This is a genomic window from Arthrobacter koreensis (genome assembly GCF_009193255.1).
Classification (GTDB): domain Bacteria; phylum Actinomycetota; class Actinomycetes; order Actinomycetales; family Micrococcaceae; genus Arthrobacter_B; species Arthrobacter_B koreensis.
The window spans coordinates 844,254-859,282 of record NZ_WACG01000001.1; the positions used below are offsets into that span (position 1 = coordinate 844,254).

Annotated in this window: 15 protein-coding genes; 5 read left to right on the top strand and 10 right to left on the bottom strand. The window is 65.8% G+C overall.

Annotated features, from left to right (window positions below):
* Positions 1–4: 4 nt before the first annotated feature.
* Both GD628_RS03975 and GD628_RS03980 read right to left on the bottom strand, forming a co-directional pair.
* Positions 5–604, bottom strand: a complete 600-nt coding sequence (locus GD628_RS03975; protein WP_152273872.1) for a dihydrofolate reductase family protein — start codon at positions 602–604, stop codon at positions 5–7.
* An 88-nt stretch (positions 605–692) separates the two neighbouring features.
* Entirely contained in the window at positions 693–1,247 is a 555-nt protein-coding gene (locus GD628_RS03980) for an acyl-CoA thioesterase (RefSeq protein WP_152273873.1), read from the bottom strand.
* A 124-nt stretch (positions 1,248–1,371) separates the two neighbouring features.
* On the opposite strand from GD628_RS03980, the gene GD628_RS03985 reads away from it, so the two are divergent.
* Positions 1,372–1,584, top strand: a complete 213-nt coding sequence (locus GD628_RS03985; RefSeq protein ID WP_091601648.1) for a hypervirulence associated TUDOR domain-containing protein — start codon at positions 1,372–1,374, stop codon at positions 1,582–1,584.
* A gap of 90 nt (positions 1,585–1,674) precedes the next feature.
* On the opposite strand, the gene GD628_RS03990 is transcribed toward GD628_RS03985, so the two are convergent.
* The 4 genes from GD628_RS03990 to GD628_RS04005 all read right to left on the bottom strand — a co-directional run bounded on the left by GD628_RS03990 (position 1,675) and on the right by GD628_RS04005 (position 5,761).
* Positions 1,675–3,120 (bottom strand): APC family permease, encoded by a 1,446-nt coding sequence (locus GD628_RS03990; protein WP_226802326.1) that lies wholly within the window; start codon positions 3,118–3,120, stop codon positions 1,675–1,677.
* Positions 3,121–3,245: 125 nt separating this feature from the next.
* The gene (locus GD628_RS03995) at positions 3,246–3,944 is read right to left on the bottom strand and encodes a DUF6308 family protein (RefSeq protein ID WP_152273874.1); all 699 of its coding nucleotides are present in this window, start codon (positions 3,942–3,944) and stop codon (positions 3,246–3,248) included.
* A 102-nt stretch (positions 3,945–4,046) separates the two neighbouring features.
* Positions 4,047–4,514, bottom strand: a complete 468-nt coding sequence (locus GD628_RS04000) for a DUF3237 domain-containing protein (RefSeq protein ID WP_152273875.1) — start codon at positions 4,512–4,514, stop codon at positions 4,047–4,049.
* Positions 4,515–4,585: 71 nt separating this feature from the next.
* Positions 4,586–5,761: a M20 metallopeptidase family protein gene (locus GD628_RS04005; protein ID WP_152273876.1), complete on the bottom strand. Its 1,176-nt coding sequence runs from the start codon at positions 5,759–5,761 to the stop codon at positions 4,586–4,588.
* Positions 5,762–5,950: 189 nt separating this feature from the next.
* On the opposite strand from GD628_RS04005, the gene GD628_RS04010 reads away from it, so the two are divergent.
* The 4 genes from GD628_RS04010 (at position 5,951) to GD628_RS04025 (ending at position 10,390) form a co-directional block, all read left to right on the top strand.
* Positions 5,951–7,399: a sensor histidine kinase gene (locus GD628_RS04010; protein ID WP_152273877.1), complete on the top strand. Its 1,449-nt coding sequence runs from the start codon at positions 5,951–5,953 to the stop codon at positions 7,397–7,399.
* A gap of 86 nt (positions 7,400–7,485) precedes the next feature.
* Entirely contained in the window at positions 7,486–8,214 is a 729-nt protein-coding gene (locus GD628_RS04015; RefSeq protein WP_152273878.1) for a response regulator, read from the top strand.
* Between the two features lie 110 nt (positions 8,215–8,324).
* A complete protein-coding gene (locus GD628_RS04020; RefSeq protein ID WP_152273879.1) occupies positions 8,325–9,209 on the top strand; it encodes an ABC transporter ATP-binding protein in 885 nt (294 codons plus the stop codon).
* Entirely contained in the window at positions 9,206–10,390 is a 1,185-nt protein-coding gene (locus tag GD628_RS04025; protein WP_091601632.1) for an ABC transporter permease, read from the top strand. Before GD628_RS04020 ends, GD628_RS04025 begins: the two co-directional genes overlap by 4 nt.
* A gap of 97 nt (positions 10,391–10,487) precedes the next feature.
* Here GD628_RS04025 and GD628_RS04030 read toward each other — a convergent pair whose 3' ends face one another.
* From GD628_RS04030 to GD628_RS04045, 4 genes are all read right to left on the bottom strand, one after another.
* Complete coding sequence (locus GD628_RS04030) at positions 10,488–11,798, bottom strand: MFS transporter (RefSeq protein ID WP_152273880.1); 1,311 nt, start codon at positions 11,796–11,798, stop codon at positions 10,488–10,490.
* Between the two features lie 110 nt (positions 11,799–11,908).
* Complete coding sequence (locus GD628_RS04035) at positions 11,909–13,000, bottom strand: phosphotransferase family protein (protein ID WP_226802327.1); 1,092 nt, start codon at positions 12,998–13,000, stop codon at positions 11,909–11,911.
* On the bottom strand, positions 12,997–14,247 hold the full coding sequence (locus GD628_RS04040; protein WP_152273881.1) for an acyl-CoA dehydrogenase family protein: 1,251 nt from the start codon (positions 14,245–14,247) through the stop codon (positions 12,997–12,999). The genes GD628_RS04035 and GD628_RS04040 overlap by 4 nt, the downstream gene beginning before the upstream one ends.
* On the bottom strand, positions 14,247–15,029 hold the full coding sequence (locus GD628_RS04045) for an SDR family oxidoreductase (RefSeq protein ID WP_152273882.1): 783 nt from the start codon (positions 15,027–15,029) through the stop codon (positions 14,247–14,249). The genes GD628_RS04040 and GD628_RS04045 overlap by 1 nt, the downstream gene beginning before the upstream one ends.

The window sequence follows — 15,029 nt, forward strand, 5'->3', positions numbered from 1 at the left end:
GGGGTTAGAAGGCCGCGCGAAACGGCCGCGGGAGGAGGGACAGTGCCACCAGGCCTGACTTGGTGACGTGCGTTCCCGCCACGATGAAGGACGACGGCGGCACGGAGTCCTGGAACAGCCGCTTGCCGGCACCCACCACCACGGGAAAGATGAGCAGCCGGTACTCGTCCACCAGGCCGGCTTCGTAGAGCGACTGGGCCAGCTGATGGCTGCCGTGCATCTGCAGTTCGCCCCGTTCATGCTTCTTGATCCTGGCGACGGCTTCAACCGGGTCGCCGTCGAGCACCCTGGTGTTGTGCCAGCTCGGTTCCGCGAGGGTGCTGGAGACCAGGTACTTAGGCAGGTGGTTCAGGGAATCGGCTACCTCATCGCACGGATCCGTGACCATCTCCCAGTAGGGCTGCAGGATCTCATACGTGGTCCTGCCGAGCAGCAGCGCATCCGCCTGCCGAAACCATCCGGAGACGATCTGGTCCATTTCTTCGCCTGCCAGCGGCACCAGCCAGCCGCCCCGGTCGAACCCATTGGACGGGTCCTCATCCGCACCACCGGGCCCCTGCATCACGCCGTCCATGCTCAGCAGTGTGTTTACGGTAAGCCGCATGGCCGGCACCTCCGGACTCCAGAACCCGAATGCCGCAGATGCGGCTATTCTCAGGCTCGGCCAGTGCCGAACCTGAGTCAAGAGAGGATCAGGCAGCCCAGGCGTGCGGAGCCGGACGGCGTGTACCGGGCAGCGCCACGTTGGCCCGCCAGTCAGCAATCCACTCAGGCAGCACCAGGTCTTCGGGCGGGCGGCGGCCCACCGCCTCAAAGATTTCCTCGTTGCTGACGGGCCCGTTCTTGGAGAGCATCCGGGTGGCGATGAACGCGCTGGCGTAGATTTCGCCGTCCACCACCATGCGCTGTTCGAAGTAGATGGCGCGCTCATCGAAACCTATGATCTTCGTTTCAATGCTGTAGCGCTGCCAGGGTTCGAGCGACTTGCGGAAGCTGATGGTCTCGTTGCTGATCACCGGGCCCCAGCCCTTGCGGCGCATCAGCTTCCAGAACCCGCTGCGGATCATCAGATCGAACCGGCCCAGATCCATCAGCGAGAGGTACATGCCGTTGTTGACGTGGTTCGCGAAGTCGAGGTCCGTGGGCAGGACACGCATGGGCAGGGAGGACGTCTCGAACAGGTCGAGTGAGGGCCGGCGGCGGCGCGCGGTCAGGAGCAGCAGCAGGGTGCGGAAGATCAGGTGCATGCCGTCATATTACCCATGAGTAACATAGCTGCGCGCCACCCCGCCGCTGTGTTTCGGCACAGTGAGCGTGAATGCGTGCAACTACTCGTTACAGGAGAGGCAGCCTGGGTGTAGAACTCTGCTCATGAGCGAGGAATTCAACGTGGGCGACAGGGTGCGGTGGAACTCGCGCACGGGAGCCGTCACGGGGGAAGTGACCGAAGTACACACCGCAGACTTCGAGTTCATGGGCCGGCGCCGGGTGTGCTCGGAAGATGACCCGCAGTACAAGGTGCGCAGTGACGCCACCGCACTGCACGCGGTCCACCGGGCGGATGCCCTGCGGCGCCTGGGCTGATTCTCAAGCCAGACGCGCGGCGGCGGCGTCCCCGCCGGGGAAGCCGCCGCCGTCGTCGTGTTGAGGTGCCCGTCGTTGTGTTGCAGTGCCCTAGGAGCGTGCACCAGCCCTGGCCCGGAGCTTGGCGAGCACATGCTCCTCCGCGTCAGGTCCGGCCTTGATGCCGCCCGGAACCCGGAAGAAGAAGATGAGCCCAATGACCCACCATGCGCCGAACAGCAGCCACGGTTCGATTCCCAGCGCGGCAGGCATGCCCGGCATGTAGAGGCTGAACAGTGCGGTTCCCAGGATGGCTGCGGCGATGCCGATGGCGATGCCGCCCTTGCCCTTGCCGCCTACGCGGAGCGGCCGGTCCATTCCCGGTTCACGGCGGCGCAGGATCAGGAAGGACACGGCTACCAGGGTGTAGGCCAGCACGATGCTGGGCGCGCCGGAGTCCACCAGCCAGCCGAGCATTTCAGCTCCGCCGAACGGCGCCAAAACACTGAGTCCGCCGATGAACAGCAGCGCGTTGTGCGGGGTGTGGTACTTCGGGTGCAGCCGGCCGAACCAGGCCGGGAGCATGCCGGAGCGGGCCAGGGAGAACATCAGTCGGGACGCACCCATGAGCAGCGAGTTCCAGGAAGTCAGGATGCCGGCGATGCCGCCCGCAATGAGGACCTTGGCCATGAAGTCGGAACCGAACATCGCACCGACGGCGTCTGCAGTGGCGATATCCGCACCGGCCAGCTCCGACGCAGGCATGGCGGATGACGTGGTGAGGATGACCATCACGTACCAGATGGTTGCCAGGATGACTGAGATGACAACCAGCCGGCCGATCTGCCGGGCAGGGATGTTCACTTCCTCTGCGGACTGCGGAATGACGTCGAAGCCGATGAAGAGGAACGGGACCACCACGAGGACCGCGAAGAATCCGGTCATCCCGCCGGTGAACCAGGGATCCATGTTGGCGGCGGCGCCGCCGGAGAAGGAACCGAAGATCATGATCAGCCCAATGGCCAGCAGGAACAGGACCACGAAGGTCTGCACAATGCCGGCTTCCTTCACGCCGCGGACGTTGATCCAGGTGATAACGACGGCGGCAATGGCCCCTACCAGCGCCCACGTCAGGTGCACTTCGAATCCCGCCACCGTCCAGAGCGGAATCTGGCTGAGGTCCGGGAAGATGTACTGCACCGTCCGCGGCAGGGCCACGGCTTCGAACGCAACGATGGTGACGTAGCCGCCGATGATTGCCCAGGAACCGATGAAGGACGTACGCGGACCCATCGCCCGCAGGATGTAGTTGTGCTCGCCGCCGGCCTTTGGCATTGCGGCGCACAGTTCGGCGTAGGTCAGGCCCACGATCGCCATGATGACGCCGCCGGTGAGCATGGCGAGGATCGCGCCTCCGGTGCCGGCATTGGACAGCCAGTCCCCCGTCAGCACAACCCAGCCGAAGCCGATCATGGCGCCAAATCCAAGTGCCAGAACGTCGATGCGGCCCAGGACCTTTTTGAGTGAGGGTTCGGTTCCGGTTTCTGCTGCGGACACGCCGACACCCCCCTTTCTGTAGAGCTGTGTCACGGGACACGAAACGAAATTGCCCACTCACGTTACTGGGATGGTCCGGCCACACCTAATGTTTCGTCCGGTTTGGGGACTCCAGGTGAAACGCGCTATGCGTCGTCTGCTTCCACGGGAGCGGAGACGTTCCGTCCGCGGTCGGTTCCATTCATCCAAAGCACGACGTCCATGACACGCAGGCGTGAAATTGGCGCGGAGAGCTGCGCGTGCTCCTGGATTTCATTTAGTCGGGAAGCAAGCTTGCCTCCGTCCGCTGTCAACGCCGTGTGCCACTCCCGCCACTGAGTCAGCGAGCTATTGAGTCCAGTCTGGCTCTTGATCACCGAATCCCAGATAGGGATGAGATGCGGTCTTTTACGAGCCATGAGTTTGCTGGCCGTAGTCGGGCCCACTCCCCACTTCCGGTCGGGTTTTCCGCGTAGTAGATCCCAGAGGTGCCATGATGCGCTGTCCGGTCCCAGAACGGATTCGAACTGGTCACCGTTCAAGTCGCTTAGCTCCACGTCGGAAGGAATTCCCCGCAGCAGCTGAGTCACTTTCTCTGCGTGGGTTTCCAAGATCCCTATCGCAGCACGGCCCGGGAATGGAATCGACAAAAACAATGCGGCAATGACGTCGTCACCAGTAATGGAGTCACGCGTCTCCGGTGAGTCTCCGCCTCCGGCCCAGTCGTCGTATCGGGCGCCGGTGCGGACATCCCCCGTGGCCTTCGAAGGTGCTAGATAGTAATCCCGGAGCAGCTGCGAAGCCTGGTCGACTGAACCATCATCGAGAATTTCAGGCAGTTTCATAAAGTCCCCCTACAAGTTGCGAAAGTCGGCACGCTCTCCTGTCCCGCATAGTACCCGCGGAAGGATATTTGTAGGCCAGGGATTAGTACCCAGGGGGCCTTCCTAGTCCACGGTAAAGATTTCCAGCCGGACTTCGTTGGGGAGCCGGACACCGGTGCCGATCAGGATGCGGCTGGTGAGCCAGGCCCAGCTGCCGCCGTCGGGCGCTTCGATTTTCGGGGTGCAGCGGAAATAGATCCGTTCCGGGTCCACCGGCTCGCCGCGCAGGAGGGCAGCAATATCCTCCTCACTGCCCGATCGCAGCCCGAAATTGTTCACGTAGAGCCGCTCGCCTTTATCCGTTTCGATGGCGTACTTGGCTTCCAGTTCCGTCAGGGTGGAGGTGCGGAGCAACTGGAAATCCGCGCCGGCAGGCAGGACAGTGCCCCGCAGCGCGGGGCCGTCCACCTTTCCTCCGAGGATGGGAATGATGCGCCGCAGGCCGGCTGCGGTTTGCCCAACCTCAATGGGTTTGCCCACTTCAACGGAGACGGTGGCCAGATACGAGACAGCAGGAGCGGCAGGAGACATGTCCACGAGGCTATCGTCTGCCGGGGCCTCGTCCCGGCAGGCCGCGCCCTCACCTTCTTGTCCCGGAAGAGCTACGTGAGCCGGTTGAAGGCGAGCTGGGCCAGCGCCGCGGCCTGGTCCGCCAGCACCGAATCGTCGAAAAGCACCCGCGGGGAGTGGTTCCACGCGGCGGTGTCCGGATCCACGTCCGGCGGAGTGGCGCCCAGGAACAGGAAGGTTCCGGGAATCTTCTGCAGCACCAGGGAGAAATCCTCGGAGCCCATCAGTGGATCGCGGGACTGGAGAACCCGCTCCTCACCGAACATTTCCCGGAGCTCACGCATCGCCTCGAAAGTCCGCGAAGGGTCATTCTCAGTCATCGGGTAGAGGATTTCGAAGCTGACTTCCGCGGTACAGCCGTGGGCCGCGGCTATCCCGTCCGCGAGCGCCTTGGTCTCCACGATGAGCCGGTCCACTGATTCCGCGGACAGCGTGCGGACGCTCGCGCCGAGCCGGGCTGAGTCAGGAATGACGTTGATCGCTCGGCCGGCTTCGAGCTGGGTGATGGTCAGGACGATCGGATCAAAGACCGAGAACTTGCGGGTAGCCATCACCTGGAGCGCACCGGCGATTTCAACCAGGGCCGGCACCGGGTCAAGGGCGTTGTGCGGCTGGGAACCGTGGCCGCCGGAACCGTGAACCGTAATCCGCAGCTCGTTGGCTCCGGCCATCAGGGTTCCGGGCTTGGTCCTGAACAGACCCAGCGGGCCGGGCCGCACGTGCACGCCGTACGCGGCAACCGGCTTTTCGCCGGCCGCCTCAAGGACGCCTTCCTCGATCATCAGCCCGGCACCGCCGTCGCCCTCTTCGCCGGGCTGGAACATAAAAATGACGTTCCCGGAGATGTCCCGCTGCTGCGCCGCGAGCAGCCGCGCTGCACCAACCAGGCCGGCAACGTGGAGGTCGTGGCCGCAGGCGTGCATCGCTCCGTTGGTCGAGGCGTACTCAAGGTCCGTGAGTTCCTCCACCGGCAGCGCGTCCATGTCTCCGCGGAGCAGCACCGAGGGGCCGTCCTCACCGCCGCGCAGCACTGCGGTCACGGAGCTCAGTGACTTGCCCGTGGTGATTTCCAGCCCCAGTCCGTCCAGCGCGTCCAGGATCTTCTGCTGGGTCAGCGGCAGGTGCAGGCCCACCTCGGGTTCGCGGTGGATATCCCGGCGCAAAGCCACCAGCTCCGGCAGCAGGTCCTGGCCCTCAGCAGCAAACATCCTCGTCCTTACGGTTGGTCCGGCACAGCGGGCGGAGTCCTCCTGCCCTGCGTGGAAGTAAACCACCCCGGACGGACAAACGCACTTGTCACAGTGGCTTTCCAGGTCCGCGGGGAGCAATGCGCCGGCAGGCCTGCCTCAGCCGCAAGGCGGATCCGCTGCCGGGTTCCCGGATTTAGACTGTTGGGCATGATTGAAACCCAGCCGTCCGGCACGGACACCGGCGGTCCAGCTGTGCCGGGGAAGAAGCCGGCGGTGTCCGCAGAGTCGCTCCGCGGCCTGGCCGGACGGATCCGCACGTTCCGGCTCAGCCTGCCCTGGCATGCCGAGGATGACTGGGAACGCCCGGCCCCCGGGCCGGAGGGGTACCGCCGCGACATTATCGGCGTCGGCATAGCGCTGTTACTCAGCGCGGTAATGCTTGAATTCATGCGCGGATTCGCCTTCGGCGACGGCGACATCGGCAACCGCTGGGTCCAGCACCTGGTGCAGTCGTCCATTTTCGTCTTCCTGGTCTTCCGGCGCCGGTTCCCGATTGTCGTGATGCTGCTCAGTTCCGCAACGTTCGTCATTGTGGGCATCACCATGCCGCCAATCAGCCAGACCATTGGATTCCAGGCCGCCTACTTCACGTCCCTGTACAGCGCCGTGGCATGGGCACGGAACCGACGGGCCCTGTGGCTCTCCGTCACTGTGGTGGTCGCCGCCATGTTCCTGTGGATCATCGTTGGTTTCACGCTGTCCAGCAGCTACGACGAAATCCTGCAGACCTTCAACATGAGCTCCAATGACCCGGTAGGACTCTTCGCACCGCTGACTTCCTACGTGCTCTACTCCTTCATGCTCAATGCCGCCTACTTTGGCGGCGCCATCATGTTCGGCTGGAACTCCTGGCGCAGCGCCCACCAGCGCGAACAGCTCGCGGACCAGGCCGTCCAGCTTGAGGCCCAGGCTGCTGACCTGGCCCGCAAGGCCGTCATCGAGGAACGCCTGCGCATCGCGCGGGAACTGCACGACGTCGTTGCGCACCACATCTCGGTAATCGGCATCCAGGCCGGTGCTGCCCGCCGGGTCCTGGAAAAGAGGCCGGATGCCGCGGCCGGGGCCCTGCAGACCATCGAATCTTCCAGCCGCGATGCCGTCGCTGAGATGCGCTCCCTGCTCGGTGTCCTGCGCTCCTCGGATGCCGAGACGGACGGTCCTGCCCAGCGCGAGCCGGAGCCCGGGCTGGAGGAGATTCCGCAGCTCCTGGCGGACTACCGCTCCAACGGCCTGGACGTGAAGTTCCACCGCGCCGAACACGAACCGGGCGTGCTGGAAAACCTCTCGGCGCCGCTCGCGCTCTCCGTCTACCGGACTATCCAGGAATCGCTGGCGAACATCCGGCGCCACTCCACGGCCGGAAGCGCCGTCGTCGCCCTGCGAAGCGGCAGCACACCGGCGGGTCCGGATACACCGCCCCTGCGCTGGGTGGAAGTCGAGACGGTCGACGACGGCCGTCCGCGCCAGGGCACCGGCGGCACCGGTTACGGCCTGCGCGGCATCAGTGAACGGGCTGCCCTGCACGGCGGCATCACGGACATTGGCCCGCGCGACGGCGGCGGCTGGCGGGTGCGGGTCCGCTTTACGCTGCGCTGACATCCGGTTTGCCCCGCCCGGCGGCCTAGCCGATAGGGTGATTCCGGCGGACGGCACCGGGCCGGCCGGGATTTTTTCGAGGACTTATGGAACCGATCCGTGTTCTGCTTGCTGACGACCAGGCGCTCGTGCGCGCCGGCTTCGCCATGATGCTCTCCGTCGAGGATGAGATCGAGGTGGTGGGGGAAGTCGCCAACGGCCAGGAGGCGGTGGACTTCGCGGCGTCCCATGATGTGGACGTCATCCTGATGGACGTGCAGATGCCCGTGCTGGACGGCATCCGCGCCACCGAACAGATCGTGGCCGCTGACCGTGCCAAGGTCATCATCCTGACCACCTTCGAACGCGACGACTACCTCTTTGACGCCATCCAGGCCGGAGCCAGCGGGTTCCTGCTCAAGAACGCGGATCCCGATGACCTGGTTGGCGCAGTCCATGCCGTCGCCTGCGGACACGCACTGCTTGCCCCCGAAGTGACCGTGCGGGTGATCGAGCGGTTCGCCCGCCAGCTGGAGGCCGAGCGCAACACCGCCGCGGCCCCCGAGGGTCCCGCCGCCGTCGAGCCGCAGGCCAACCCGGCCCAGCAGCGGCTTCTCGCTTCGCTGACCGCGCGCGAGCGGGAGGTGCTGGAGCTGGTGGCGGCCGGGCTGAGCAACGCCGAAATTGCATCCCGCATGTTCGTGGCGGAAGCCACCGTCAAGACACACGTTTCCAATCTGCTGGGCAAGGTCCAGGTACGGGACCGGGTGCAGGCCGTGGTGTTCGCCTACGAATCCGGACTCATTCTTCCGGGTGAGGCCGGACGCGAAGCGTAAGCTGCGGCTTCCGCCGAACGGCCGATCCGGCGTCGTACTCCCTTCCCTAGGCTGGAGGCAGTTACTTTCGATCAACTGTCCGGCTCGCCGGGAAAAGGAGCAGTACCCCCATGCTGCAGGTCCGCAATCTCACCCGAAGGTTCGGTGACAAGACCGCCGTCGACTCGGTGACCTTTGACATCCCTTCAGGTCAAATGACCGGCTTTGTCGGTGCCAACGGTGCCGGCAAGACCACCACCATGCGCATGATCATGGGCGTGCTCAGCACCACGTCCGGTGAAATCCTGCTCGACGGCGCTCCGCTGGATGCCGAGGCACGCTCCAGCTTTGGCTACATGCCCGAGGAACGCGGCCTCTACCCCAAGCAGCCGATCCTGGACCAGCTGGTGTACCTGGGCCAGCTGCATCGGATGAGCTCCACCGATGCGCGGAAGGGCGCCACCGAGCTGCTTGAACGCTTTGGCCTGGGCGGCCGCACCAAGGACAAGCTGGAGTCCCTCTCCCTGGGCAACCAGCAGCGGGTGCAGATCGCGGCGTCGCTGCTGCACGAGCCTTCCGTGCTGATCCTGGATGAACCGTTCTCCGGCCTGGACCCGGTCGCCGTGGATTCGATGGTGGAACTGCTGCGCGAACGCACTTCCGCCGGAGTTCCGGTGCTCTTCTCCAGCCACCAGCTGGACCTCGTGGACCGGCTCTGCGACAACATGGTGGTGCTGCAGCAGGGCAAGGTGATCGCCTCCGGCACCGGGGATGACCTCCGTGCCAAGGCCGTCAACCGGCACCGTCTCACCATTTCCCCGGACGCCGGCTGGGTGCGCGACGAACCGGGCGTGCGGGTCCTGGACGTCGCCGGCCCCACGGCCATCCTCCAGTTCGACGACGACGACGCGCGCCAGCGGCTGCTGGCCACCGCCCTGACCCGGGGTTCCGTGGAGGAATTCGCCCCGATCCGTCCGTCCCTGAGCGAAATCTACCGTGAGGTCACCGCAGCATGAGCACCGTATCCCGGCCCACCCCGGCGTGGGCGATCGTCACCCTCCGCGAGGTCATGGTCAAGGCCCGCGACCGCAGCTACCTCATCTCCACCCTCGTCACGCTGGTACTGATCGTCGGCGTCGTCGTCTTCAACGCCTACATGAGCAGCAAGGCGGAGGAGTACACCGTTGCGGTGACCGGAGCGGACGCCGTTTCCGTTGTTGAGACGGCACATGAAACCGGCCAGGCCGACGGCGGCAACACCAGTTTCGAGGCGGTTGAAGCCTCCAGCCGGGAGGCTGCCGAGGAACTGGTCCGGTCCGGAGAAGCCGACGCCGCCCTCCTGGTGGCATACGACGGCTGGACGCTGACCGGCAATGAGGAACTCGCCAACGGCCTGCAGCAGGGCATCGCTGAAGCACTGCGGGCGGAGGTCCTGGAAATCAACGCCGCCAACGCCGGCACCACCCCGGAAGCACTGCTCGAAGGCAGCGAGTTCAAGACCGCCCTGCTGAACGGCGACGCTGAAAACCAGTTCGTTGCCCAGTTCACCGGGTTCGTGTTCGGTTTCCTGTTCTATATGGCCGCGATCGTGTTCGGCATGGCAATCGCTACCTCAGTCCTGGAGGAAAAGCAGAACCGCGTGGTGGAAATCCTCGCCACCGCCATTCCGATCCGCCAGCTGCTCTACGGCAAGGTTGCGGGCAACACCATCCTGGCCATGATCCAGCTGGCCCTGTACGCCGGCGCCGCCCTGCTGGCGCTGACGTTCACCGGCACGGCGGACTCGGTCAGCACCATCATTCCGGCGTCGGGCTGGTTCCTGGTCTTCTTCCTGGTGGGCTTCCTCATCCTGGCCTCGCTGTGGGCCATGATCGGTTCCATGGCATCCCGCACCGAGGACCTGAACAACAGCTCCGGCCCGGTGCTCACGGTGATTATCGTTGCGCTGTTCGCCGGCCTGTTCGCCAAGGGACAGCTGCTGGTGGCGGCGTCCTTCGTCCCGGTCATCTCCACGGTGGCCATGCCGGTCCGGATGCTCAGCGGAGAGATTCCGCTCTGGGAAACCTTCCTCTCCCTGGCGCTCGCCCTGGCTGCGGCCTATGCGCTGCTGCGGTTCGGCGAGAAGATCTACCGCCGTGCCGTGATGCAGGGCGGCGGCGCACTCACCCTGCGCAAGGCCATGAAGCTGGAGCAGTAGCCGCTGCCCCTCTCCCCCTTCGAGATGACAGAAACTGCCCGTATGAGCGCTCATACGGGCAGTTTCTGTCATCTCGATGCGTTGCATCGGCGGCGGGCTACGCGTCCTTGAGGTCGATTCCCTTGGTCTCGGGCATCAGCCACACTGCGACGGCGGTGCAGCCGCAGAGGATCATGATGTAGACGCTGGACATCCAGCCCACGTTCCACTCGATCAGCTGGGCGTTCAGGTACGGAGCCGTGCCGCCGAAGACCGCCACCGAAACCGAGTAGGCGAACCCGATGCCCTGGGTGCGCACCTTGGTGGGAAAGTTCTCGGACAGGGTCGCCGAGAGCAGGGCTCCGGGAATAGCGACGACGACGAGCGCCAGTGACGACGCGGCCAGCAGGGTCCACGGAGCGGAGCTGATCAGGCCCATTAGCGGCAGCTGCAGCAGGATCATCAGTCCTGCAAAGGCCAGCATCAGCGGACGGCGGCCCACTGAATCCGAGAGCCGCCCCCAGAACGGCAGCGAAACAAGGGCAATCAGCTGCGCGGTGACGGACATCCAGTACGCCGAGGCCGCCGGCATGTCCTGCTGGGTGATCGCGTAGGTCGACGCATAGGAAGTCCAGGTGTAGTGCGCGGCCGTGATGCCCGAGGTCATGGCGATCATCAGCAGCACGGCCCGGACAATCTGCCGGCGCGGCAGGGGTTCCTGCGCGGACGCACCGGCGGTCGCGGCAGCGGCGTCGTCGAACACTTCGCTTTCAACCATGCCCTTGCGCAGGTACAGTGCGGCGAGCGCCAGGAAGGCACCCAGGATGAACGGAATCCGCCAGCCCCAGTCGGCCACGGCGCTTTCCCCCAGTACAGCGGTCACGGACCCGCCCACGGTGTACGCGAGGATTGACCCGGCAAAGATCGCCACGAACACGATGCTGCCCCACATGCCGCGGCGGTTGTGCGGAGCGATTTCGGCGATGTAGGTGTTGGCCGTGGCCGACTCACCTCCGTGCGCGAAGCCCTGGCCAATCCGTGCGGCCAGCAGGATCACCGAGGCCCAAACGCCAACCGTCTCGTAGCTGGGCATCAGCCCGATCACCAGGGAGCCGCCGGCCATCATGAGCATGGTGGTGATCAGCACAAATTTGCGGCCCCGGCGGTCGGCGACCCGGCCGAAGACGATGCCGCCAAGCGGGCGCATGAGGAAGCCGACGGCGAAGACGGCGAGGGTTGAAAGCAGCGCCGAGACCGGGTCATCCGGGTTGAACATCGCCGCGGCGATGAACGGGGCGAAGACCGCGTAAGCGCTCCATTCGTACCACTCCAGGATGTTGCCGGCCGTAGTGGCCAGCAGGGACTTCTTCTTACCTGCGGTGGCTGATGCCGGGCGTGCCGGAACGGCAGCCGAAGGCTGTGCAGACATGATGGCTCCTTTGCCAGTGTTGCATCGGGGTGTCCCATCGACATGGCAGAAACTGCCCATTTGACGCCCGATACGGGCAGTTTCTGTCATCTCGATGGGGGGGGACGGGGCTAGCTCCTCCGCAGGGTTTCGGCGGCTGATTCCAGCAGCAGCGGGACACCTTCTTCGAGGGTGGGTCCGAAGGTGTCCCCGGGGCGTTCGCCCTTGAGGTACCGCGTGTAGATCGCTTCGCAGAAGATGGCGGATTTCCACAGCGCCAGTGCCTGGTACCAGGGCAGGGCGCTGACATCGAGTCCGGTTCGGTCCGCGTATCCGGCCACCAGCTGGTCCCTGCTCCAGTAGCCGGGCTGCTTGGTGACAGAGGTCAGGTCCATCACGGTGGACTCGGCACCGGGTTCGGAGTAGGTGGCGGCGAGGTACCCAAGGTCCGCCAGCGGATCGCCCAGGGTTGCCATTTCCCAGTCCAGGATCCCCGTTACCGTTGCCGGCTGCTGCCGCCCGAACATCAGGTTCCCCAGCCGATAGTCGCCGTGCACCACCGAAGCGCGCTGGGACGCCGGCACACTGGCCCCCAGTTCCTGGGCGACCTGCTCCACGAGCGGCACATCGCGCAGGGTGTTTGCCTCCCAGAGCCCGGCGAAGCGCCTGACCTGCCGTTCCAGGTATCCCTCGGCCCGGCCCAGCCTGGAAAGCTCCGGGCCGGTGACGTCCACGCTGTGCAGCCGGGCAAGGGTTTCGACGACGGCGCGGCTGATGTCTCCGCGCTGCTCCGGGGTATCCAGGTGCTCCGGGGCTGATCCGGTAATCACGTGCCCGTCCAGGTAGGACATGACGTAGAACGGCACTCCGAGCAGGGTTTCGTCGCTGCAGACCGCCAGGATCTGCGGCACCGGGATCCCTTCGGCGCCGAGCAGCTGCTGGACCCTGGCTTCGCGCACCATGTCATGCGTGGACCGGGGAAGCGGCGGACGCGGGCCTCGCCGCAGCACGAACGATTCGCCGCCGCGGATGATCCGGTAGGTGATGTTGGACTGCCCGTCGCCGATGCGTTCCCAGGCGAGGTCCCCGCTGCCGAGTCCGTGCGCGTCCAGGAAACCGGCGACGGCGTCCAGCACCAGCAGCGGCGGCCGTTCGAGTGCGGCAGCCTGAGAACCGGTGGAGACAACTTCAGTCCCGTCCGCAGTGGTCTGCAGCCGGCTCACCGCTCCTGCTCCCCGCGGACGACGGCGTCGCCCTGGTAGGGCGCCCCGGCTTCCACTTCCCGCCGCCGCCGGGCCGAAGCCCGCCGCGAGATGGCCCACTTATGGGTCTCATTCGAACCGTCGTAGATCCGGAAGGGACGCACTTCGTTGAGGTACTGGGCCAGCGGCAGCCCGTCGGAAACCCCGTCCCCGCCGCACAGCTGCACGCAGCGGTCAATCACCCGGTACACGGCTTCGGAGCAGTGCACCTTGGCCACCGAGGACAGGGCAGAGCCGGCCTTCGCATCCGCTGCCAGCAGGTCCGCCGTGCGGGTGATGATCGCGGCCGAGGTTTCGATGTCGATCACGCTCTGCGCTATGAGCTCCTGCGCCAGTCCCAGTTCGCTGATGCTTGAACCGAAGATTTCCCGTTTCCCGGTGCGGTCCAGCGCGATGTCCAGCGAGCGCCTGGCCAGTCCCAGCCAGCGCATGCAGTGCGTCAGCCGGGCCGGACCGAGCCGCACCTGGGCATATTTGAAGCCCAGCCCCACTTCGCCGAGGACCGCCGAGTCCGGCACCGCGCAGTCCTCCAGGTACACGTGCGGGTGGCCGCCGCCGATGGTCCGGTCGATCGTGTGGATGTGCTCCCCCACGCGGATGCCCGGGTTGTCCATGTCCACCAGGAACATGGTGGCACCGGCGGGGGCATCGCCGTCGGCCTCCGTCCGGGCCATGACAATGCAGAACCCGGCGCCGATCGCACCGGAGGTGAACCGCTTATGGCCGTTGATCAGCCAGCCGTCCCGGTTCCGGCGGGCGGTGGTCTGCAGAGCGTCCGGGTCCGACCCGGCGCCCGGGTGCGGTTCGGTCATGCCGAAACAGGACCGGACGTCCCCGGCCGCCAGCGGTGCCAGGTACTGCTGCTTTTGTTCCGGCGTGCCGATGAGCTCGAGCATGTGCATGTTGCCCTCATCCGGCGCCATGCAGTTCAGGGCGGTGGGGCCGATCGGTGAGTAGCCGGCCTCCTCGAAGATTTCCGGCCAGTCCTGCAGCGGCAGCCCCTGGCCGCCGTACTCCACGGGCACGTGCGGGGCGAAGACGCCGGCGTCCTTGGCTGCCTGCTGGAGGCGGGCACGCTCGGACTCGGTCAGCGCCTGGCCCGGCACCGGCTCGGCGGGCATCACCACCTCCCGGATAAACGCACGTGTACGCCGGCGCAGGTCCGCCACGGCTTCGCGGCCGGGGGCAGTGTGGGCGGGCGCGCCCATCAGGCGGTACCTCCCGCTGCAAGCAGGCCGCCGTCGAGCGTCAGGACCTGCCCGGTGACCCAGGAAGCGTCCGGGGAGACCAGGTAGGTCACCGCAGAAGCGACGTCTTCGGGGGTGCCCAGCCGGCCCAGCGGATAGGCGCTGGTGACGGCGTCTTCCTTGCCTTCGTAGAGGGCCCGCGAGAAGCGGGTCTTCACTACCGCCGGCGAAACGGCATTGACGCGGATCTCCGGGCCAAGTTCGACGGCGAGGGACCGGGTCAGGTGCGAGACCGCTGCCTTGCTGATGCCGTAGAGCCCGATTCCGGGTGAGGGAGTGTCGCCGGAGACTGAGGACAGGTTGACGATTGTTCCGCCGCGTTCACGGAATCCGAGCCCGCTGTGCACCACGGTGTCCTGCACCCAGGCGAGGGTGCCCAGGACGTTGACCTCGAAGATCTTCCGGGCCGCTTCAAGGTCCATCTCCACCAGCGGTCCGAAGACCGGGTTGATGCCGGCGTTGTTGACCAGGATGTCCAGCCCGCCGAACTCCTTGGCCACGGTGTCCAGTACGTCGGCACGGTGCACCGGGTCATCTGACGCCCCGGCGACGGCGATGGCGCTGCCGTCCGGAAACTGTGCGGCGGCTTCCTTCAGCGCGTCGCTGCGCCGGGCCGTAAGGCAGACCCGCGCGCCCTGGGAGACGAGGTCCCGGGCAATGGCGAGCCCGATCCCGCGGCTGGCGCCGGTGACGATTGCTGTTTTTCCTTGGAGTTTTCCTTGGAGCCCACGGTCAGTTGCCAC